The organism is Flavobacterium sp. (assembly GCF_030146175.1).
In the GTDB taxonomy this organism is placed as follows: Bacteria; Bacteroidota; Bacteroidia; order Flavobacteriales; family Flavobacteriaceae; genus Flavobacterium.
Genome location: NZ_JASLCE010000081.1, coordinates 1 through 24,451 on the forward strand (window position 1 = coordinate 1; position 24,451 = coordinate 24,451).

Sequence of the window (24,451 nt, forward strand, 5' to 3'; positions counted from 1 at the left end):
GAGTTGATCAAAACATCTTGAACCAATTGAGGAACCGTATATGTATTGGAATTCACCGTTATAGGCTGGGAAAAAGCCACAACAGAGAATAGCAAAAACAATAGAGGGGAGAGTTTTTTCATATTTGCTTAAGCTTGTAAAATATCTTATTTTGGGGTTAAAACAGTTCCTTTATGTTAATTTTTCCTTTAAAATTTCCAAATATACTTATTCAAACGATATATGTTCGTTAAATTTGCAAAAAATCACAAAAAAAATGTTAAAAGTAACAATACGAGATACGCAAAACCCTGCTATTGTGAAGTTTGAATTTCCAGATTTCATAACAAAAAGTGAAAGTTTCGAGTTTAAAAACATCGACGAAACCGCACCGTCACCCCTTGCAAAACAGCTATTTTACCTGCCTTTTGTTAAGACGGTGTACATTTCAGGTAACTTTATTGCCATCGAAAAATATTCGATTGTAGAATGGCATGAGGTAAAAGAATTATTGGCCGAACAAATCGAAAGTTTTGTAGACAAAGGCGGAAAGATCATCAACATCGATGAAAACAAAAGTAAAAAAGTACCGGTTACTGTTTATGCAGAAACGACGCCTAATCCATCGGTATTAAAATTTGTTGCCAGTCGGTTACTAACCAAAACCAGCGTGGAGTTTAAAAACATCGACGAGACAGCTCCTTCGCCGTTGGCAAAAGAATTATTCAAGCTTCCGTTTGTAAAAGAAGTATTTATCGACGAAAACTATATTTCGATCACCAAATACGATATTAACGAGTGGCAGGAAATCACACAGGAGGTGCGCACTTTTATCAAAAATTATATTGAAGAAGGCAAACAAATCATCGACGAAACGCAGATCGTAAAAACCGCCAACCACGAAAAACAACAGGAAGAGTATTTTAACAATCTGGATGTAACGTCGCAGCAAATCATCAATATCCTGGACGAATATGTAAAACCGGCTGTAGCTTCAGACGGTGGAAACATTATTTTCGAATCCTACGACGAAACCGAAAAACGTGTAAAGGTGATCCTTCAAGGAGCTTGCAGCGGTTGTCCGTCATCAACTTTTACGTTGAAAAACGGTATTGAAAACATGCTAAAAGAAATGTTACACGATCAGAATATCAAAGTAGAAGCGGTAAACGGTTAATTTTCAACTGTTCTCCCACAACAGCAGTTGCTTTTTCAACTTTTATACACTACCTTTAATAGTTTAACCTTAAAAACTGGTAAATTATGGGCGTACTAAAAGTTATTGAATTACTTTCCAGTTCGGAAACCAGCTGGGAAGATGCTACCCGAAAAGCGGTTGCAGAAGCATCGAAAACGCTAAAGCACATCCGATCGGTTTATGTACAGGAACAAAGTGCTGTTGTTAACGATGATCAAGTGACAGAGTTCAGGGTAAATCTGAAACTCACTTTTGAAATAAAATAAAAAAGATACAGGCGTTCATTCGAACGCCTTTTTTAAAACCATGAACGAACTCCAATACGAATCCAGTCCTTACCTACTCCAACATGCGCAAAATCCGATCCATTGGAAAGCATGGAACGACCAGACGCTCGCAACCGCCAAAGCGGAAAACAAACTCATGATCGTTAGCATCGGCTATTCGGCCTGTCATTGGTGCCATGTGATGGAACATGAAAGTTTTGAAGACAGCGAAGTAGCCAACATTATGAATCCCGGTTTTATTTCCGTTAAAGTCGACCGTGAAGAACGTCCCGATGTGGATGCTATTTATATGAAAGCCGTACAACTCATGACCAGTCATGGCGGATGGCCGCTCAATGTGGTTTGTTTACCGGATGGCCGGCCGGTTTGGGGTGGTACCTATTTTAAAAAAGAAAACTGGATTGATATTTTAACCCAGCTTCAAAATTTGTATCAGACGAATCCCGCTAAGATGCTGGAATATGCCGAAAAATTACACGAAGGTATTTCGTTTTTAGGAATCGTAAACCACGCACAAGCCAATCCCGAAGAACAGGATCCGGCACGAATCAAAATACTGATTGAAAAATGGGCTAAGAGTTTTGACTGGGATTTTGGAGGTTATGCACGGGCTCCGAAATTTATGATGCCGAATAATTTTATTTTCCTACAACGATTTGGCTATCAAACATCCTCAAAAGACCTATTGGATTTTGTAGACCTGACCCTGACAAAAATGGCTCACGGTGGATTATTCGATGTATTGGGTGGCGGTTTTTCCCGTTATTCCGTCGATATCCGATGGCATGTTCCGCATTTCGAAAAAATGCTTTACGACAACGGTCAGTTGGTTACGCTATATGCTCAGGCTTATAAACGGACACAAAATCCACTGTATAAAGAAGTAATCGAAAAAACGTTGCCATTCGTCGAACGCGAACTTTTAAATCCGGAAGGCGGTTTTTATGCCGCTTTGGATGCCGACAGTTTAAACGCAAAACAGCAACTCGAAGAAGGCGCGTATTACGTTTGGCAAAAAGAACAACTGCAACAACTCTTACAAGACGATTTTGAGATTTTTGCCGCCTTGTTTAACATTAATGACTTCGGCTATTGGGAGCACGACAATTATGTCCTTATCCAAAGTCAGTCGCTGGAAAATATCGCCGAACAATTCGGATTGACCGTAACGGCACTTTCCGACAAAAAACAACAGTGGGAACAGTTATTATTCCGTGAACAGCAAAAAAGACCCAGACCACGACTGGATGATAAATCGCTCACATCGTGGAACGCTATTATGTTAAAAGGATATGTTGAAGCGTATAACGCCATCGGAACTTCTTCTTACCTTGAGCTGGCACTTCGGAATGCCTCTTTTATCATCGAAAAACTTTGGTCGGAAGACGGCTATTTATGGCATAGCTATAAAAACGAGCAAAGCAGTATCGTTGGCTTTTTAGAAGATTATGCGTTTACGGTCGACGCTTTTATCAGTTTATATCAGGCTACACTGGACGAAACCTTTTTATATCACGCCAAACAGTTAACCGATTATTGTTTTGATCATTTCTATGATGAAACACAGCAATTTTTCTTGTTTAAAGCCAAAAACACAACTGCCTTAATCGCCGAACATTATGAGATTGAAGACAATGTAATCCCGTCGTCCAACTCGGTTATGGCCAACAACCTGTTTACACTTGGCATACTGTTTCACAACAGTCATTATGAAAAAACGGCTATGCAAATGCTCAACCATGTCATTCCCAATATCGATTATGGTTCGGCTTTTTCGAACTGGTTGAATTTATGGATGAACCTATCGACCGACAACAAAGAACTGGCCGTTTGCGGTGCGGATGCGATTGCCGGCATAAAGGCTGTGCAGCGACATTATTACCCACATGTGGTTATCGCCGGAAGTACAACCCCTTCAAAAATCCCATTTCTTCAAAATCGATTTGACGAAAAGGACACACTGTTTTATATTTGTGAAAACAGAAATTGTCAGTTACCCGTTCGTGAACTGACCACTGTATTAGACGAATTAGCAATTAAATAAATATCCCCCTTATGGAACAAATGAATAACTTTTTTATTCACTATTTTAATGTTTTACTGGATTATTCACCCAAAGTGATCTCGGCGATCATCATCCTGTTTGTCGGGATTTGGGGAATCCGTTTTATCCGAAAGATTGCCGAAACGGTAATGACCAAAAGAGAACTGGAACCCACATTGATCAAATTCCTGTTGGATTTCCTGATCTGGGCATTACGAATCTTATTATTTGTATCAGTAATCTCCAAATTAGGCATCGAAACATCATCGTTTGTTGCCATTTTAGGAGCCATCGGACTTGCCGTAGGTTTGTCACTACAAGGTTCGCTTTCGAATTTTGCCGGCGGTGTATTGATCATCCTTTTTAAACCCTTTAAAGTAGGCGACACTATCGAAGCGCAGTCCGAAAATGGAAAAGTACTGGGGATTCAGATTTTTTCGACCCGAATATTAACGGCTCAAAACCAGATCATCTATATTCCGAACGGCCTTTTATCCAACGGAAAGATTAAAAACTTTTCGCAGAAAACAACCCGCAGAACCACTTTGGTAGTACCAACGGGATATGATTCGGATGTCAAAAACATCAAAATCAAATTGGAAGCACTGGTAAAAAATCATCCGAAAGTATTACAAACTCCGGCACCGGAAGTCGTGATTAGCGATATGGGCGAAAAGAATGTGATTTTTTCCCTTCGTGCCTGGACCTATAATGCCGATTATGGTACCGTTTGTTCGGAATTACTGGAAGAAAGCAGTAAAATTGTTTCCGTTACGACTTCTTAGGTTTTGTAGTCATCACAAAATCTTTTAAATAAAAAGGCTCAAAGTAAGCGACATCTACAGTGTCGCTTTTTTGATACTTTTCAAAGGAGATCCGGCTCATTTCTCTAGCCGACGGATATACAATCGTATCATGGTATACAAACCTCGGATCATTTAAAACCGCTTTGCATTTTGCGGCACCATCGCCAACCAAATGCAACGTTCCTTCGAGTGTATCGTAAGTTGTAGTTTCAATAATTTCTGCTTCCGTAGCGCGTAGTCGGGCATAGGCCGAATCAAAAACAGCCGTAAAAACTTCCATTCTTCGGGCGTCGATCATCGGGATAATCTTTCCTTCGGTTACCGTTAATTGTCGTGCCAACGTTTCCAGCGTATCGATTGCCAGCAATGGAATATTGAGCGCATAACACAAGCCTTTTGCCGCCGAAACACCAATGCGGAGTCCGGTATACGAACCCGGCCCCTGACTTACCGCTATCGCGTTTAAATCCTGAAACGTTAACCCCGCCTGTTGCAAAGCCTGTTCAAAAAAGACATGAAGTTTTTCCGCATGGGAATAGCCTTCTTCGGCCATTTCAAGACACACCAGTATTTCTCCGTCTTTTGCAAGGGTTACGGAACAATTCTTTGTTGCCGTTTCAATATTCAAAATGTAAGCCATCTTCAGTAAAAATTATTGGCAAAGATAATCATATATTTTTTTGCCACGATTGCAATATCTTTTCCGCTCTATAGCCTGAAAAAATGGTGCAACCGTGGCAAATGTATTCCCGGAAAAATCCGGTAAAAATCAAAAAAACTAAGCGTTATTATTTTTTATCTTTTCCTTTATCGGGCGATCCGGCTTTTTTTATCACAACCATATCCCCCGGTTTTAAATCTTTAGTAACTGTAGTATACGGTCCGGTAATAATCTCATCTCCTTTTTTCAAACCTTCGACGATTTCGATATTGGTATCGTCCTGGATTCCGGATTTGACTTTACGCAATTCCGCTTTATTACCTACTTTCACAAATACGCATTCAAATTTCTTTTCGGTAGAGCCTTTTGTTTTTTCCTTTTCCTCTTTCTCCAGCTCTTCCATGATATCTTTTTTAGCTCCCGAAATATCGGCATCGGTTTTCATCACTACCGAGCTAATTGGCACCGCCAAAATGTTTTCTTTACGTTTGGTTTCAATATCAACCGTTGCTGTCATTCCCGGACGGAAAGGCGAATAATTAGAAGGCTTTCCAACCAAAAGGTCTTCATACGATTCTTTTAAGATGCGTACTTTTACTTTAAAGTTGGTCACCTGATCGGCTGTTAGCGTCGAACTGGCCGAATTGGAAATACTGGTTACAATTCCTTTGAATTCTTTTTTCAGATAGGCATCCACTTCGATTTTGGCCGGATCGCCGATATTTACTTTAACGATATCGTTTTCGTTTACATCGACTTCCACTTCCATATTGTTGAGGTTGGCTACACGCAATAATTCGGTACCCGCCATTTGTTGCGTTCCCAATACACGTTCTCCTAATTCCACATCCAGTCGGGAAATCGTTCCGTCTACCGGTGCATAAATAGTTGTTCGGTTTAAGTTATCATTTGCTTCGGTCACAGTTGCCGTAGCACTTTGCACATTGTAATAAGCCGATTGTTTTGCAGCAACAGCCACTTCATAGGTCGATACGATCTTATCCCATTCGGATTTTGAAATAACACCTTTGGCAAATAACTGTTTGTTTCGATCGTAGTTGGCTTTGGCTTCTTTTACCTGAGCTTCCGCCTGACTTAATCCCGCTTTAGACGTTGATAAAGACGCTACCGATCGGTTCACTCCCGACTCGTATAAATCGCGTTTGATGCGAACCAGCAAATCTCCTTTTTTTACTGTTTGTCCTTCTTTAACCGGAAGACCAATAATCTCTCCGGAAACATCGGATGAAATTTTCACTTCAATCTCAGGTTGTATCTTACCGGTAGCCGAAACCGTTTCGACAATTGTCATCTGGTTGGCTTGCGTCGTTTCTACTTCCGTTCCTTTTTCTTTGTTACCAATCACACCCGATTTACTAAGGGCAACCAGTACAACAACTAACAAAACAACACTACCCAACAGGATGTATTTTGTACTCTTTTTCATAAATTTTTATTTTTGAATAATTGGTAACCCAAAGTAGAATTCCAATATTTTCGTTCTGAATATATAATCATATTTTGTTCGCAACACTTCCGACTGGGCATTTACGAATAACGTTTGTGCCTGTGTAAAATCGAAAACATTCATCAAGCCCACTTCGTAACGCTCTTTCGCATAGTTAAACGATTCTTGTCGGGCTTCCAGCGTTGCCACAGCCGCTTCGTATGATTTAAGCGATCCTTTTGTATCGGTAAAAGCGGTATAAACCGTTCTTTCCAAATCCAGTTCCTGTTGTTCTAATGCGATTCTGGAACGTTCCAACGCTACTTTAGAACGCTCGACATTATTGCGAACCGAGAAACCATTTAGCAACGGAATATTTAACGACAATCCAAAATTCTGTCCTTTGTTATTGCTAAACTGATCAAAGATTGGCTCCGGACTTCCTAAAACCGGACGGTAGTTGTTTTGCAACACCTGTAATCCATTTTCCGTAAAATACTGTGTTGGAAGTGTCGGGTTAGCCGCATCCAGTTGGTAACCGGTAATTCTATCGGCATAAGCCGCACGGGTACTGAAACTATAGAATCCCTGAAGTGTCGGATGGTATTTTCCTCTTGCGATAGACAAATCTTTTTCGGCTATCGAAACATTGGCTTCCGCAATTTTTATATTGGCTCTGGTTTCTTTTGCTTTCTGAAAAATATTTTTTGGATTTTCCAGCAACACACTACTGTTTTGTACCGGCGTTTCAGAATCAACAATATCAAACTCCTGAAAATCGTCCAATTGTAATAATTGTGCCAAACTTAGCTTTGACAGCAACAGTGCGTTTTCTCCGGCAATCAATTTCTGATTATCAGCCATAACCGTAGCTTTCACATCCAGCAAGTCCCCTTTTGGTACTACTCCGGCATCAACAAGCTCTTGTGTACGCTCCATTTGTTTGGTATCGTAGGCCAGCTGTTTGGTCTGCACTTTTAAATTTTCTTTATTGAAAAGGATTTGCAAATAGGCATTCACAACATTCAACGAAACATCTTCCTGCATTTTCTGCAATTGATATTGTGACGCGATGATCGAAAGATTGGCTTTTCGCAACTGATTTTGATGCTGTAACCCTTTATAAACATCAATTCCCACATTCAATGCGGCAGAAGTATACTGAATGGTTTGATTTTCCAAAAGACCTGTGGTGATGTTCTGGTTAAGACCAACGTTCCAGGAGTGCGATGCTTGCCCGTTAACGGTTGGCAGGAAATTCCCCCAAGCATCTTTTTTAGAGATTTCGGCAACCTGTTTATCTAAAATCGATTGTCTGATCGAAATATTCTTCTCCATTGCGTGATTCACACACTCTTCCAAAGTCCATTTTTTAGCTTGTGCTTTCATTTGAATTGTCACCATGGACAAACCCAAAAACAGCAATGTTGTGTTCTTCATATTATTGATTTTCCTACAAATATAAAATTTCTGTGCACATATGCATTTTTATTCGGTATCCATTAGACGCAATTCTTTAACGAACGTTACAATTTTATTTCAATAAAAACCTACTTTTACCGAAGATTTTTAGACAACTCTTATGAAAACTTTTTTTTCATTCCTGGCAGTAATAAGCCTGGCAATGCTAATGACCCGTTGCGGGAGTACCGGAAAAATTAATACCCTAAAACCGGAACCCAGCGACAACAAACCCGCGGTTTACGAAACCACCACTTCTTTTATCAATATGCCGATAGAAATTTCGCTAAAGGAAATTGAAATCCAACTCAACAAATCCCTAAACGGATTAATTTATAACGATAGTATTCTGGCCGATGATAAAACGGAGATGAAAATCTGGAAACAGGCACCGATAAAACTAACGGAGAAAGATGGTAAAATCCGATCGGTAATTCCTTTAAAAATATGGGCTAAATTCAAATACGGGACTGACTTTTTAGGATTGAACGACACCAAAGAAATCAACTTAAACGGACAAATCACCCTTTTGAGTGATGCCAAATTATCGAACTGGAAACTTTCGACAACTTCCGCAATTGAAGATTTCGAATGGAAAGACAGTCCGAGTATTGTCGTAGCCGGCAAAAATGTACCGATTACCTATGTTGTCAATCCGACGATCCGTTTGTTTAAAGCCAAAATTGCCAAAACCATAGATGATGCCATTAACAAAACCACCGATTTCAAACCACAGGTGTTAGCCGTTCTGGAGAAAATCAGTACGCCGTTTAAAACCAGTGAGGTTTACGAAACCTGGTTTAAGGTAGCGCCAACCGAATTATATGTAACCGACGCTATATTATCAAAAAGCAAAATCACGATGGATATGGGCTTAAAATGCAAAATGCAAACCATCGTAGGTCAGGAGCCGCTAAACACGTTTAAAAAAGAAGCTATCGTTTTAAAACCGGTTGCCAAAATGCCAAATAAGATTGAAGCCACGGTTGCCGCCGTTTCGACCTATGAAAGTGCCTCACGCATCATTACCAAAAACTTTCAGGGTAAGGAATTTGCTTCCGGAAGCAGAAAGATAACAGTTCAAAAAGTTGACTTATGGCATAAAGATGGTAAAATGATCATTGCATTAAGTATGACCGGTAGTTTAGATGGTACGATTTACCTGTCGGGTATTCCTAATTACAATGCGGTATCAAAAGAGATTTATTTTGATCAAATGGATTATGTATTAAACACCAAAGGCATCCTGACCAAAACGGCCAACTGGTTGATGCAGGGTTATATTCTAAATAAAATACAGGAAAGCTGTCGTTATTCGATCAAAGACAATCTGGAAGAAGGTAAGAAAAATATGCTGCCGTACTTAAACAATTATTCCCCAATGAAAGGTGTTTTTGTGAACGGAAACATCAACGATTTTATTTTTGACAAAGTTGAGGTTACCGATAAAGCTATCATCGCTTTTATTAAAACTTCCGGACAAATGAGCATTAAAATCGACGGAATGGAATAAAACGTTTTGTCTTTACAATATAAAAAAATCCGAACCATATGGTTCGGATTTTTTATATCACGGATTACAAATCTGGGTGATTTGGTTGTTTCTCTATTTACTCGGATTGCAAATCCGAGCGATCTGGCTATTTAATGAATTTGAAAAATGAAATCACAATAAAATGATGGAATCCTATCCTTATAAGAAATATTATCTTCCTTTATATGCTTACTCTTTAAAAACTGTTGTTTACACCAATCCTCATTAAACACATTTGAATCAACCGGAATCTCATGAATAGAAACATTATCCGTATCTTCTTGTGAAAAATGTTTTATCCTATCTTTATAAACAAAAAAAATGTCTGTGAGGTACTCGGTTTTAGAAAACACATTTCTTCTAATATCAAAAACAACAATTTTATCATTCCTATAATAAACAAAATAAGTTGACAACTCTTCCTCATCACCCGTAAAACTTTGTTCAATTTTTTCAAAATAAAAGTTTCCAACTTTTTTAATATTCCTATTTTTTATTTTCCCATTGTCAAACTCATTAATTACAATAACATCCCCTTCATCTTTTAATGCAAAAAATTCACTCCCTTTAACTATAACACTATCTGCTTTCATTTCAAAGAAATTAATGCTATCTGATATGATGAAGCCCATTCTTTTTAAAGAGTCAATTTTTGCGTTACTATCAACATTTTTAAGATTTTCATTTTCATTTCCATTTTTTATTTCTCCTTTACAGGAGAAAAGAGAAGCCGCAATTAATACAAATAATTTCTTCATAATTAAAACTTAAAATTACCTTTTCGAGTGTAGTATCCACCATTAATTGTTGAAAATCTATTACAATTCAAATTCGGATCATAACGTTTATATTGATTCATAAACGCTGAATTCACCCTAATATTAGACCAATTATCTTTATATTTTTCAGGTATTTGATCAACCACTCCAAAATTAGTACCCCATGGCAGAAAATTAGAATTATTAAACAAATTAACACTCCCTCTTCCCCATGTCATTGGAGCATAAATTATAGCCCCACTACCTTGCGATAGTGCTTTCATATTGGCTTCACTCACCTTCAAATCTTTACCACCACCTTGATGACATGCCTGAATAACAATCTTCGAACTTTCATCAGTAAAAGGACTCAATGCTTTCCCCAAATCCTTAAAATCTGACTTTCCTTCAATTCTTTCTGATCCAATCTTAAAAGATTGCTTATCGTAATCCCCATGAGAATTTAAAACCAAAGTACCTATTTGATCATTACCAATATTATTTTCTATTAATTGTTTCACTAAATCCTTAGTATCATTAGCATAAATCTTAACAACAGAGCTATCCAAATGATTTTCAGCGGATTCTTTCACATTTAATAAAGCTTGATCACTATCTGATATTTTTTTAGGCAAAACCACCACATTTATTCTTTTCTTAGGATCACCTTCATTTTTTTCTCCTTCCATACCTGTAGGATCAATAAATCTTATAGGATTTTGATAACAATAAGCATAAGGATTAGACCCTGGATAACTTCCAGCTAACGGATCCACACTTAACCAATTACTAATTTTCGGATCGTAATAACGGGCACCATAATAATAGATTCCGGTTTCGCTATCCAGTTCTTTACCGTTAAATTTATACGGTGACGTATAGTTTTCTGTAAAACTGTGCATTTCTACCATTGTTTCCCCGAATGGTAAATTTAAGAAAAATTGGTACGGCATTCCGTTCGCATCTGTTAAATACGTACTCGATCCCAAATGATCCGGATGATAATAATAAATATCTGTATACGGGAACTGCTCTGTTACCTGCGAGGCTCGTTCACTCTCCAGCTCCTCACCATCTTTTTCTTTCGTAAGTATCTCCGGTTTATAATCTTTAAAGTATACTTTTCCGTTATCCGATTTTGAAACCATTTGTTCCAAATCTGTTTTTTGAGCCAATTGCAGCTTTTTAATATCCAACTCCGTTTTATCCAAACGTTCAAAAATACTTGCATCGCTTTCTCCGATTCGACTAACAATACGTTGCGCTCCGGCATAATAGTGCTTGCTGTATTCTCCTCTTCCGTCGACTACAACATACGCACTCGGATAAGTCGTATAGGCTTCAAAACTTACACCACTTCCGTTTACCAATGTTCCATTTTCGAACACCTGTTCCACTCGTGAAGTTCCCTTTAAGATACGCTCTCCGATAGCATCATAAATATAATGTTGCATCTGACCGTCTTTATCGACCACGCGTAAACGGTTACTTTCATCCCAATACATCGAAGTATTCATTCCTACCGATGTTGATCGTACGGTCATATTACCGTTTAAGTCATATTTAAAATCTTCCGTATTTCCGGTATTCGAATCGACAATACTCTTCACTCTATGCGATCCCGAAATATATTCGTAATTATTACTATAGGTATTATCCGGATTCGTCAAATAACTATTAACAGCATGTGTCTGGTTTTTCACTTTGACACCATGCGTATCATTATACTCCATATCCAATGAATAATCACTGTTGTTATTCGTCTCCCGATTTACAAACCCTATAAAACTTCCTCTGCCCGATGTCAGTCGGTTTAAGTTGTCGTATTTGAATGTATGCTCATACGTTCCTCCTAATTGATTTGTAGGATTATAAGGCGCATTGTTTGAAATTGTTCTGACATTCCCGACATTATCATATGTATAATTATTATTAAACATATTCTGCTGGGCAGCTGTTTTAACATTCAGATTACTCAAACGTCGTAATGACGGGCTATATGTATATTTTGTTTCCGTATTATTTCCATATAACAAATACGTTCGCTGTTCATAGTGATCGTAATCGATACGTTTGATATATTCGTAATCCGTACTAGCTACATTTCCTAGCACTCGGTTCAAGTTTCCACCAAGATCGTAGTAATATGACACTCTTTCTCCGTCCGGATAAGTCATCTTTTTTAATCGGTTCCAGCTATCGTATTCAAAATACGTTTCAAATACACGCGTCGGGATATTCGGTCCTACTACGGTACGTCTGTTATAAATCAGTTCGCCCATACTACCATAATCAAAATGTTGCTCTCCCGAAGCATCTTTTTGATAGACTAGTCTACCCGTCACCGGCCCGCCATTTCCATATTTATAGGTCACATCACTAATATTGACTCCACTTGCGGTTGGCGGAAACTTAATCTTAATCGGTCTGTTGTATTCATATTCATATGAAATAGCAGTTCCGGCATTTGTTAAATTAGCGGTTTCCAATTTCGTAAGGTTACCGGCATTGTCATATGCATATTTCGTTGTTCCGTTATCCGGATGTGTTACTTCCGTTTTTCTTCCCAAATCGTCATAATCATACGTTGTAGTCAAGTCTTCCGCATCAACATAGGTCAACAATTCACCAATTCCATTATAGTTGAATTTTGTCCAGATGTCGCCGGATGGCCCTACATTCTTAGTCATATTCACTCTTCCGTTGATATCTTTAAATATTTCCGATATCACTTGTTGCGATCCGTTTTGATCCGTTACCGATCTTGCTTTAAATGCCAGATTCCCATTTTGATCGGCATCGATAGTATAGCTTGTTATTGCTTCGTTACCATCCTGATCTATCGTTTTTACCACACGATCCAACTCATCGTATTCCGTTTTCGAGAAATACGAAACCACCTGTTGGTTGATTTTATAATTTACTGTACAACTTTTACCTTCATAAGTAGGATTATACTGTCGGATTCCTCTTCCGTAATCATCGTAATACACCCATCCGGAAACCGACATCGCTTCTTCATACACCGGTTTATCGATTGTTCCAGTATTGATTTCAATATCTTTTTTCACCTGCATTGGTCTTCCCAATCCATCCATAAACGTAAACGTTTCAATCGCATTCGGATCGTGTTGTTCGTCATAATGCGTTGTTACCGCTACCGGAAGGAAGTCGGTACTTGAAATACATGGGTTAGCTCCTAAATCCGCGTGAGTAGGATAATATTTAAATTTAATCGTATAATCCGAAATGGCCGCAACGAGTTCTTTCGGTCCTTTTACTGTAACTAGTCGACCAAAGGTATCATATTGATATTGCGCAATACTACCACCAATATCGATAGTCTCCAATACTTTATCAAATTTCGGATCGTATTCTGTAGTCGAATAATAACCAAAGGCATCATCGATCTGCGTCACATACTTATTGGTTGCTGTATCATACCCGTACATATACCAGAAAGCCTGGTTATTATGATTTCGAGGGAATTCCACCCGTGTAAGATTACCAAAACCATCATATTCCATAGTGGTCTTTACAAAACTACCCGCGTCTTTATAGGCCAGAATCGCTCCGATTGCTCCTGTATTCGGGTTGATTTCATCCGTTATTCTTCTTCGTTTTAATACAGATGAACCGCTACTGGAATCGAACACCTTAATCTCTTTCGGAACATTCAAGATATTTTTAGCGACTAAAACAGCATCATTATGATAAGAAACCGTAGACGAATAATTATCAGCTGTTGTTGCCAGATCACCATCATTTATATAATCAGTCACCCTTCCGTAACCGTCATATTTCATACGACTTTCCGAAACAATTGTATTTGTACCTAATTCATAAACCTCATTTCGGGTTTTAACCATTACAACACCGGCCTGTCTTCTACCTTCTTTACCACCCACGTCAAATGTTAACGGTAATGAAGAATTGGTATCCATCTGCCCGTTAGCTAATATCTTTCTTAACTCATAGAAATTCTCCATTTGTGAGAATACAGGACCGCTGGCTGTACCATAATAAGGGCCTTTTTTTACATACGATTTCTTCACCAATCCTTTTAAGAAATAATTATCGTTATGGTATTCCGCTATCGTAGTTCTGTACGCTTGTTCATTTGGTTTATAATCAAGCGTTCTTACGATTCCGTAACCATAGAACTCTCTTTCCCGTCTGTCATAACGTCCTCTTTCGTATTCGAAACTTTTTCTATAAATATCAACTCCTTCATTAGCCAATGTTTTTCCGTCATGAATTACAAGACCGGACATTACCCATCGGGAATGCGGGTTGTTATAATCAACCGGTTTCGGTGTATAGTCAACTGTAAAAGTTCCTCCTAATGGATTCTGAACTGTTTTTAACAAGTTGGTTCTTTTAATATTAGAGTGATAAACTATAAAATCCCCTCCGTCTTTGGCTACCATATCGGTAAACCCGTCTTTATTAAAATCTCTGTATGACTTCAGGTTTTCAGTAATCGAAAGATTGGCATTACCTCCTACACTAGCTCCCCATTTAAAGTGCAGAATAGGAAAATAAACAAACAGGAATTTACAACAGATTGTAAAATGAGAAAACATGGCTACCTGTCCGGCTATGGATAAAGCAGTGCTTTGAGAATCATTATTCAGATTTACTGTGATCGGATAAACCGTATCTGAGAATCGGGTTCCTTCATTAAAACGCACTCCATTATTTGTAATTATATCTACAAGCCCATCATTATTAACATCATCAAAAGTAACTCTTGTGTTATTTCCATTTCTACTAGCTCCTACATCAATACTAAATTCGAGCGGTACAGATTGTAACAAGCCTGAAACCATTCCATCAATACTAAAACCTAAACTTACTCCCAACGGACTTGGCGTACTCATATAAGAAGTTAGGTTTCTATAATTTGCATTTTCAAATACTGTTTGTCCTATTGTTCCTTTATTTAACTGAACTCTAAAAACATTACCATCGATATTAATTCTGTCGGGCAATCCGTCACCGTTAACATCCTGCCAAAAGTTTTCACCGTGATTATCTCCATCTAGACTCACCGACACTCCAATTCTATCAGAAGGTTTCCCAATATTCATTGCTCTTTTTTCTTCCCCCCCTCTTCCATTGCTATCACTATTTGAATCGGATCCGGTACTCTTATTCCCTGCAATAATAGATCCTTTAGCTAAGGTAAAGCCATTATTTTCACTATGACTAACCGATATATGTCCAAAACCGGGATCTCCCGACGGGCTTCTATGTCCACCCGTCATAGTTGTTGTTTGTAGATTGTCTGTTAGGAATATTTCCGGGTATCCGTCACCATTCAAGTCCATAAACTCACGTGTTGATTGGCTATATCCCTCATCATTCAAGCTACTACGACTAAAGTTAATCGGTCCCCAACCTACAGTATACGATCTTGATGCACTTTGATGCTGTTTGTTAATAGCAAACATACCTGTATTCATATCCGCTTGCTCTGTAAAATGAGTATGACTGTCGTCTTCATTAAACATATCTCCAAAAGACGATGTTGTAAAATCACCAGCCCGCATAGTCGTTGCACTGGAATATGTGGTATCAAAAAAACCTTCCCATTTCTCAATCATTTGGTTATTTTCATTCACATTTCGCGTTGGCTTTGCTTCCAATAAACAAATAGCTGGCGGATTAATCGAAAACTGGTTTAATAAATCACCCAACGCTTGTAAATCCTGAATGCTATACTGTGAAAAATCAGTATTTTCATTCGGCAAATTAAACGCCGAAGTCAACACCCCTTGTATACAGGCTCCTGGATCCGGAGCATTATCACACTGACTGGTATCAATGCCCATATCTGCCAATATATCGGTAGACATTCCTAACATCGGATTGGCAATTACACTATGATTAAGTAGTTTTCCATAACTATCTGATCGTGTATTGGGATTTGGATCATGATTTTCGTTGTACAAAAACTGTCCCCATCCATTATGCAATGAGCCTAAATGTTCTAAAGAATACCTGAATATTTCTCCCCAATATTGATATTGAGAATTTCCATAGCTTTTACTGGTATAGTAAGCGCTATAAGGAACTTCACGATTATAATAAGATCCAGTTTGATAGGGTAATGACCAATCATAACCAATATAAATTAACGAACCTCTATCTTTATAAGTTGTTACTATTGTAACACCATCTGGCGCTATATAAGACTCATAGTGACTCTGCACCAACCCTCTCCATTTTACAAAAAGCTCATCATTTTGCGCACCATCAACATAAAACTCTACGTTTATATCAACCGGTGTCGCAATACTGTTTATATTTCCAGTATAAAGAGGGATGGGGTCATTATTATTTGAAACATTGACTGTTCCATTTTGGATCGTTATTTTTCTTTTCGCTATATATTTTCCATTTTTCTTTACTACCATCAGGAAAGAACCATTATCTTCATTTGTAAACGGATAAGCTGGATTACTTTCCAACATATTATTAATTTTTAAACCATAGGTCTGAACCGTATTAGGCACATTCCAAATTATAGGTCTGTCATATACATTGTTATGATTGGGACCTAAACGATATTTACTTGTGTATCCTCTATATATTGAATATTTGACTATCGGATATTTATAGACGCTTCGATTTACCACTCCCCCAGTAATTGCATTGGCATCAGGGATATAGGTGAATTTTGGTTTCCATTCAATTGCTTTCCATTTTACGTTAGAATCAGATTCTACAAATAATTTAAAAACAACTTGTTGGTTATTTGAGAGATTAGACATGACGTAGTTACTAACATCTATAGCCATTGTATTCCCTGCCATTGACACAACCGTACTCGAGTTTTGCGGGCAAATTTTCTGATAGATCACCTCCTCCAACGGTTGTGCTTGAAGATTAGTCAGATCATACGTATATTTTACAATTTTATAAGTCACATCATCCGACATATTCGCCACTGTAAAATTGGACCACTCAAATTTAACAGTTCCTGTCCCTGGTAATTCCGTTTCGTCCTCCTTACTCAAAATAAAAGAATCTGCATAGTTACTTCTATTATTATCGATTCCGTTCGGATCTAAAAGCGGCCCCATCGGCACTCCAAATTCATCAACAAACTCTATACTAGGATTTGAATTTAAAACGACATTAGAGCCATTTGTATTTTTATGTAGCCTAAAATAGAATTTAACATTTTTATCAACTGCTAATACTCCATTATTATTGAGAAAGTCTGCCCCTAAAGGGACATTATCATCTGTAATCAATACATCTACCGGTGGTTGAGCAGCTGTTAATTCTTTTAAATAAAGTCTGTAACCGATGTTTCTTCCTCCTAATACTTCAATAGAATAGACTGCCTTATCTTCAGGGTTATTTCCTTGTAGAGAAATTCGGTCTCTTATTATAACATGTCCACTAGCTGGTGATACCCACACCCGTACGACATCATAATCCGTCATCACATCCATCTGCTGATTATCTGGATCTGGCTCTTCATTTGGTCTTATACCTGGATCGGCAGTGATTACCATATTTGGTGTTAGCTCACTGGAAGCATAAAACGTTGGTGTTTCATTACTATCCAGTCGGTTAAAATACACCACTCCATTACTTACAATGTCAATTAAACCATCATGGTTCGCGTCTGTAAAATAGGTAATGGTTTCCGAACTACTTTTAAATCGTTTTGTTCCGAAAAAGAATGGTGCTCCAAACAACTGGAACTTAAAATTCCATCCTTCTAAAAACTTGTTCTTAGATGTACCCTCACTTCTAAAAAATTCTCCCGCTTTATTTATTTTTTTGGCGGAATCAAAATAATGTTCCGTTGTATCATAGTCCCGAACTTTATGCCCAAGATACCAAAGTCCATCACTTTTTTGATATACCACATCTTCTAATCCATCTCCATCAATATCAACTAAAGTCACTTTTCCAACCTCTTTTGTTGTAGATTCACCAAACGGAAAACCAAACATAAAGGTAGGCGACGGATTCTGACTGATGCTCCAAAACCTTAACTGAATCCCTAAAGACGGTTCTACTTCCCATCCTTTATCAACATTTTGAGAAGAATTCATTTTTGATGCATTCAGCATATTACCAAAACTAAGTTGGTAATTCGGTGCGATTTCCGGGACCTGTACTTTTACTCCCTGATTGAACAAATTGGTATTCTCTAAATCATCATAATACATTAAATTATGAGAATAGGCTATCTGTCCCGTTGCATCTTTTTCAGTAATTGTCTTAAGCAATGATTTATTGAACTTTCCAATCGCATATACAAAGTCATAGCTTCTTATCGATGCTGTATTATATAGAACATCAATCTTTTTCAATCGGTATACATTAATCTGCTTAATTCCCAGTCTATTGTTTACAGACACATCTGGTCTTATTACATTTGTTTCATTTGTAAAATCGACACGGTATTTTCCATCGTCTCCTCCTTTACCGGTGTAATAAATATTTTTTATATTAAAAACTCTCCCACCTGTAAGAATTGCATTATCACCTGACTGGACTCCAAGGTTAAAATTATCATATACATACTTTATTCGGTTTCCATTTACATCTTCCGTCATATAAAGCGCCCAATGCACGATATTATTATTATCATTTTTAATAACCGCATTATCGACTATTGCTCCATCTTTTCCACCATACCAACTTACAGTCCCATCGGTTGCCGTTACTTTCCAAAAGTAATTTGCAGGTGTTGAACCAAATCTTTCAACTAATGTATTATCCGTTTTCTTTCTAAATGAAAATGCTTTTTTATTTGCGGATAAAGCATAGGAACGTAACTGTTTTTCGGTACTATATACCGTTGATCCATTTGATGCTGTACCGGCATCCATATGTCGGTTCGGCATATAGTCTTCTCCGTTGGCCATTTTCGGATACATTAACTGTTCTCCTGCTAATGTATAAATTTCCGTTTCTTTTTGCACATCAAAAAGCGGAACTCCCCAACGGGTATCTAATGTGATCGCCGGAACAGAAATATTCCACCCTTCTCCTAACCATCCATCTTTGGATTCGCTGCTATACTGTACGGCAAGATTAGGCTGCATACCTTTTCTTCCGGCCGGTATTTTGATCGGATAACTCACGTTCGCATTACCGTCGTATGACGCCTGTGGTGGATTCATCATTGTGATTTCAGCAGACGGATCTGCGGCTTTGATATCATTCATCATGGTGGGCGCAAATGCTGTCGACTGTGGACTTTCCGGCACCTGAATGATTCCGTTGATATAATCTGTAAAATGGGTTGTTTCGGATACAATACTTTTTGCATTCGTATCCACCTGATCTCTTTTTACTTCAATCCATCTTTTTTGTTGGGTGTCAAAATAAAAGGATTTAATATCGGCAGCTGTATATCCTTTCGGGATTAACAGACTATCGTATTCCAATGCAATTTTTACGGGTTTTTCAAATTTTGTTCCATCCGGTAAAAAACGATAGGCCTTCCCTCCTTTTGTTACGTTGATCAATCCTGAACCTAACGGAACGATATCAATTTTTCGCAACTCCCGAATCGAAACCAATCTTGATTTTACCAATGCACTGTCCGGTATTGTAATTTTAGCTCCAGATATGGCAAACATACCGCCTTTGTAGGCTTCAAAACGATTGGATATAAAATCTTTCGTTTTTTCGATTTCAAAAGACTGATCGGCTTCTAAAAGATGACCAACGGTAAGTAATTCCTGCCCGATTAATCCCTCTTCCTCTTCCGCTTTGATCACAACAAGCTGATCTTTTTTAATACGGTCACTTAACTCGATAAATCCTTCGAATTCACCGTTATTATAACGTAATGCTTTTCCATTAGCCGTTACTTTAGCAATCGCTTCTTCTTTCCCCTTTAAAAATCCTTTTATATAGATTTTATTATCTTTTGACAGTGTGATATCTGAATTATATACAATGACCGTCGGTGCGATTTCTAACGGGTTCTTTTTCTCAACTGCAATCGTCACATTTTTGATGCGATATTGGTAGGTTGATCGTTCCGGAGTGGCAAAAACAACTTTGTTCTCTCCGTTTTTTAACCAATTTCCATCGATCTCTTCTTTTTGTTGGCTCCAGTTTTTAGTTTCTTTAACGATATAACCACCTGTCGCCAAACGGTCGTTAATGGATCTTGATACGGCATTAACACCGTCTACACCATATACATCATATTTCAGATAGACATTGTAATCACGGCTATCCGGCAACGCATCGATATTGAATTTAAAAACATTATCCGAAGGGCTATCCAGCGGCATTTCTTTTGTACTTCCTATAATTCCCGACGGGATATCTGCTACCCATTGCTTTGCAGCCGGCGTTGCTGTTTTTCCTGTTGTAATATCATCCGATACGCGAACCGGTTCCGTTTTAATTTGTCCGACTTGATTAGACAAAGTTGTAGTATCGGAATTACCGAATAATCTTTCCGGATGTTTTTTTGCCATCGAACCGGCATAATATTGGATGTTCGACGGCTTAAAATAGGCTTCTAAAACACCTTGAGCCGGCGCTACAAATGTACTGTGCAGCATACCAATCAAAACAATATAATGAACCGTTTGAAAAACGTTTTTCTTTATTCCGGAATAATGGGTATTTCTATAATCCATGCTTATAAATATGAGTAGGGGTAATTGTATTATCTAACTATTAATTTTCTGGCTGATGTTTCACCATTTATACTGATCAGTACCATATAAGTTCCTTCAACACCAATATTATCTTTATGTGTATGGTACTTTATATTTTTGAAGCTTTTCTCGCGAATTTGTTTTCCGTTTAAATCGTATACTTTAATCTGAGCATCGGCTTTTTCTAATAAGTTAAACACTATAGCAAAATCGCTGGTAACGCCAACCGGATTCGGATAAAGTACCAATTGATCACCGTTACTATTATCGTTTGCCAATACTTTAAAAGGCAGCACTCTTGAACAACCTTCCTTGTTAAGAATACGAAGCGAATAATTTCCGGTTTGAGTGATGGTTGCTTTTTTATCGGTTGCGATTATATCAGTATCCTGAAACCACTCATAAGTAAGTCCTTTATCATTGCCTTCAGTGATTATAGGTATGATCTCGATTGATCCATCAGTACTTAAATACCATTTTTCAGCAAGTTTTACATCCAAATTATCCAGACTTTTTACGATCGCTTCTTTTTCAAATACCTGTTTATTATGATCTACAATCGTTAAACGATAAGTACCTGGACGAACATCTTCCAACAATAAAGACGTTTCTGTTGTAGTATATTGTTTTTTCAGATTTCCGGAAAGTAATGTCACATTATACGGAGCCTGACCACCGATAAATTTAACTTCGATCTTACCTTCTTGTACTGTGATACAGTTAGGATCTGTTGTTTTTATTTCGGCAAAGAAAGCCGGTGCTTTTATAAAGGTAAACAACGCTGTATCTTTCCATGGAATTTTATTGAAATGAAGGGTATCATTGTTAACCGTCTGCACTTGTTTGTAATAAATAGCAGAAGTATAATCGAATTCCCCTTCCGTTTGTGCTGAAACTACTAACCAAAGGAATTTATCTTTTTCAGCCCGACCAGAATCGATTTTCATTTCTTTTTTCAGGATTTGCACCTGAGTAAAAATAGTGTCTTGCGCTATTTTATTAAAAGCAACCGATTTCCATATTCGATCCATTTTTTGTACTCCCGCATCATTTTTAACCGGAATACCAGACATCTTATTATTATCTCCCCAAATAAGATATGTATTATCTTTCAGCTTATTTTTATTGGCTCTGTTTTCTTTTTCAATCGTCCCTAAACCGATATATAATCCGTCATGTTCTGCATTCCCGGACTGCTTTTGATACAATTGCTGAGAATCGGCACGACCGATACCAGTTACCCGGCTATTATAGCTTTTGTTTTTGTTATAATCCCATATCGTATCATGGGTAGCGTTAATATAGTCGTAATTCCCTTTTAAGGAAATACCGTATTTTATCGAAAGATAGGTTTCTACTTTACGGCGTTCTATTGCGCTAACGACTTTCGGGAAATAAATAAATTCCAACAATTGTTCTTTGTTGTCTTTACTATTTTGAATATCATCAACAATATCAAAAAGAAGGGTATTTTTCTTTTTTACAAACGGTTCTGTTTTATCATAGAGATAACTTAATACAATACCATTTTTAGAATCAACTTCTTTGTATTCCAATACTTTATCACTAAGTATTTGTTTATTGGTTACAAACGTTTTTTCTTTTCCATATTTAAGTGTTAAAACAGATTTTTCTTCTTCTACATCCGATTTAAAAACCACAAAAAGAGATGACTGATCACTCAATTTGTTTTTGAACAGACTTTCCGTATTTAATATTGTTGGATTAAAATTAAACAGCAGAACATTATCCACTGTATTACGAGAAGTTGGTAAAGTATCCTGTACGCCTTTTATCCATAATCGATTTGAGGAAAAGCCTTTATTATGCTGAGCTAAAACCGATTGAAAACCTAAGATAATCAGCGATATCAGTAAAGATTTCACAAAAAAAGTTGTCTTCATTACTATTTTATCAAAAATTTAATACTGTTTTCTAAACAAAACAGCAAAACTATAAATTACAACAGCAATTTCGACTTATTTTTAAATTATTAATAAAAACATAAGCTTTTCATCATACAATATTAAAAAAAACACAATACTTACAGCTTTAAAATACTAAAAACAAGATTTTAACAATAAAGCTGCTAAAAAAAACATTTAAAAAATCAAAAAAAAGAAAAACCGGAATTTTATCACTTTTTATTTTATTTAAGTGATAAAATTCCGGTTTTATCCAATAATATAATATTTCTTTATCTCTCTTTCTTCTTTGTCTTTAAGCGGTAAATCGCATAACCCAACACACCAACCAATACATACGGAATCACCATCAGGTACACAATTCCGTCGTTTACGGCTTCTGCTTTTACGCCTCCTTCTTCACTTTCCAAAGCCGCCCGACACATCGCACATTGCGCATTTGCATTTAGCGACATTAGCAATACCACAACCGATAAAAACAGTGGCTTTATAGTCTTCTTAATGCACATAATAGGGCGCAATCATAAGGTAAACAATCACACCGGTTACGGCTACATACAACCACATCGGGAAGGTAATTTTTGCAATCTTTTTATGACGGTCAAAACTTCCCGCTATCGCTCTTACATAGGTAATCAATACAAAAGGAATAATGATCACCGATAAAAGGATATGCGTTACCAAAATAAAGTAATAGATATAACGGATCGCTCCTTCGCCTCCGAATTTTGTCGAATCGGATGTCATATGATAGGCCACATACATCGCCAGGAATGCTACCGAACAGGCAATCGCCACCTTCATCAGGTTTTCATGCAGGCTTCTTTTGCCGTTTTTAATCGCCCAAACCGCTGCAACCAGTAAAACCGCTGTTATTCCGTTGATCGTCGCGTAAATAGGCGGTAAAAAGGATAACGGCTGTACATCATAACCTAATTTTCTAAGATTAACACCAAACAACAACGCTACTACTAACGGTATCGCAACCGAAAGCACCACAATCCATTTATTGTATTTTTTTTCTACTGAATTTTCCATTATACTTATTCTTCTAGCAATTTCTTAATATCTTCTTTTATCGCTTTGATTCCCGCTTCTTCCAAACCATCGTAATACAAAATCGGGTTGTCAAAACTATCTTTACGACAACGGATGTTTCCTTCTTTGTCGATTAGAGCAAACAAACCGGAATGTTCAAATCCGCCAGCCTGTTTATCGTTTTCTCCGGCATACAGATTAAATCCTTTTAACGCCAGATCGTATATATATTTTTTATCACCAGTCAGGAAATGCCAATTGTAATTTTTCACTCCCAACTGATCGGCGTGCGCTTTTAAAACTGCCGGTGTATCGTGTTCCGGATCGATCGTAATGGAGGCAATTCCGAAACTTGGATTTCCGTAAAACTCTTCCTGTAGTTTCAGCATATTCTGATTCATAATCGGACAAATCGTCGGACAAGTCGAAAAGAAAAATTCCACTACGTATACTTTTCCAAGGTAATCGGTATTGCTTATTTTTTTATTGTTCTGATCGGTTAACTCAAACTTCGGCACCGGTCCGATGGTTACTAAATCTGCTTTTTGAAATTTGGCCAGAATTTTCGGCACCGCCCAGATCCCGAAGATCAGCACGATAAATGAAATTCCGATATACGATTTGTTTTTCATAAGGTAAACTATTTAGAGTA

Annotated in this window: 14 protein-coding genes; 5 read left to right on the forward strand and 9 right to left on the reverse strand. The window is 37.5% G+C overall.

From position 1 onward, the window contains the following. Nucleotides 1–256 precede the first annotated feature (256 nt). The 4 genes from Q1R07_RS09720 to Q1R07_RS09735 all read left to right on the forward strand — a co-directional run bounded on the left by Q1R07_RS09720 (nucleotide 257) and on the right by Q1R07_RS09735 (nucleotide 4,293). Complete coding sequence (locus Q1R07_RS09720; RefSeq protein WP_300489235.1) at nucleotides 257–1,156, forward strand: NifU family protein; 900 nt, start codon at nucleotides 257–259, stop codon at nucleotides 1,154–1,156. An 86-nt stretch (nucleotides 1,157–1,242) separates the two neighbouring features. Then, a complete protein-coding gene (locus Q1R07_RS09725) occupies nucleotides 1,243–1,443 on the forward strand; it encodes a dodecin family protein (protein ID WP_136403866.1) in 201 nt (66 codons plus the stop codon). 40 nt (nucleotides 1,444–1,483) lie between these two features. Beyond that, nucleotides 1,484–3,508, forward strand: coding sequence for a thioredoxin domain-containing protein (locus Q1R07_RS09730; RefSeq protein WP_300489238.1), 2,025 nt, complete (start codon nucleotides 1,484–1,486; stop codon nucleotides 3,506–3,508). A gap of 11 nt (nucleotides 3,509–3,519) precedes the next feature. Beyond that, a complete protein-coding gene (locus tag Q1R07_RS09735) occupies nucleotides 3,520–4,293 on the forward strand; it encodes a mechanosensitive ion channel domain-containing protein (RefSeq protein WP_300489240.1) in 774 nt (257 codons plus the stop codon). Here Q1R07_RS09735 and tsaB read toward each other — a convergent pair. The 3 genes from tsaB to Q1R07_RS09750 all read right to left on the reverse strand — a co-directional run bounded on the left by tsaB (nucleotide 4,280) and on the right by Q1R07_RS09750 (nucleotide 7,862). Continuing rightward, on the reverse strand, nucleotides 4,280–4,954 hold the full coding sequence (gene tsaB / locus Q1R07_RS09740) for a tRNA (adenosine(37)-N6)-threonylcarbamoyltransferase complex dimerization subunit type 1 TsaB (RefSeq protein ID WP_300489243.1): 675 nt from the start codon (nucleotides 4,952–4,954) through the stop codon (nucleotides 4,280–4,282). The two genes, Q1R07_RS09735 and tsaB, sit on opposite strands and share 14 nt — an antisense overlap. A gap of 148 nt (nucleotides 4,955–5,102) precedes the next feature. Continuing rightward, complete coding sequence (locus Q1R07_RS09745; RefSeq protein WP_300489246.1) at nucleotides 5,103–6,422, reverse strand: efflux RND transporter periplasmic adaptor subunit; 1,320 nt, start codon at nucleotides 6,420–6,422, stop codon at nucleotides 5,103–5,105. Between the two features lie 6 nt (nucleotides 6,423–6,428). Further along, nucleotides 6,429–7,862, reverse strand: a complete 1,434-nt coding sequence (locus tag Q1R07_RS09750; protein WP_300489249.1) for a TolC family protein — start codon at nucleotides 7,860–7,862, stop codon at nucleotides 6,429–6,431. Nucleotides 7,863–8,004: 142 nt separating this feature from the next. Here Q1R07_RS09750 and Q1R07_RS09755 point away from each other — a divergent pair, with 142 nt between their 5' ends. Then, nucleotides 8,005–9,396, forward strand: a complete 1,392-nt coding sequence (locus Q1R07_RS09755) for a DUF4403 family protein (protein WP_300489252.1) — start codon at nucleotides 8,005–8,007, stop codon at nucleotides 9,394–9,396. Between the two features lie 131 nt (nucleotides 9,397–9,527). Here Q1R07_RS09755 and Q1R07_RS09760 read toward each other — a convergent pair whose 3' ends face one another. From Q1R07_RS09760 to Q1R07_RS09785, 6 genes are all read right to left on the reverse strand, one after another. Next, nucleotides 9,528–10,175 (reverse strand): hypothetical protein, encoded by a 648-nt coding sequence (locus Q1R07_RS09760; RefSeq protein ID WP_300489255.1) that lies wholly within the window; start codon nucleotides 10,173–10,175, stop codon nucleotides 9,528–9,530. 2 nt (nucleotides 10,176–10,177) lie between these two features. Further along, on the reverse strand, nucleotides 10,178–20,815 hold the full coding sequence (locus Q1R07_RS09765) for an RHS repeat-associated core domain-containing protein (RefSeq protein ID WP_300489258.1): 10,638 nt from the start codon (nucleotides 20,813–20,815) through the stop codon (nucleotides 10,178–10,180). Between the two features lie 29 nt (nucleotides 20,816–20,844). Further along, nucleotides 20,845–22,722, reverse strand: a complete 1,878-nt coding sequence (locus tag Q1R07_RS09770) for a T9SS type A sorting domain-containing protein (RefSeq protein ID WP_300489261.1) — start codon at nucleotides 22,720–22,722, stop codon at nucleotides 20,845–20,847. Nucleotides 22,723–23,033: 311 nt separating this feature from the next. Next, complete coding sequence (locus Q1R07_RS09775) at nucleotides 23,034–23,216, reverse strand: hypothetical protein (RefSeq protein WP_300489324.1); 183 nt, start codon at nucleotides 23,214–23,216, stop codon at nucleotides 23,034–23,036. 43 nt (nucleotides 23,217–23,259) lie between these two features. Beyond that, complete coding sequence (locus Q1R07_RS09780) at nucleotides 23,260–23,799, reverse strand: DUF420 domain-containing protein (protein ID WP_300489264.1); 540 nt, start codon at nucleotides 23,797–23,799, stop codon at nucleotides 23,260–23,262. Between the two features lie 5 nt (nucleotides 23,800–23,804). Then, the gene (locus Q1R07_RS09785) at nucleotides 23,805–24,431 is read right to left on the reverse strand and encodes an SCO family protein (protein WP_300489267.1); all 627 of its coding nucleotides are present in this window, start codon (nucleotides 24,429–24,431) and stop codon (nucleotides 23,805–23,807) included. Nucleotides 24,432–24,451: the final 20 nt, after the last annotated feature.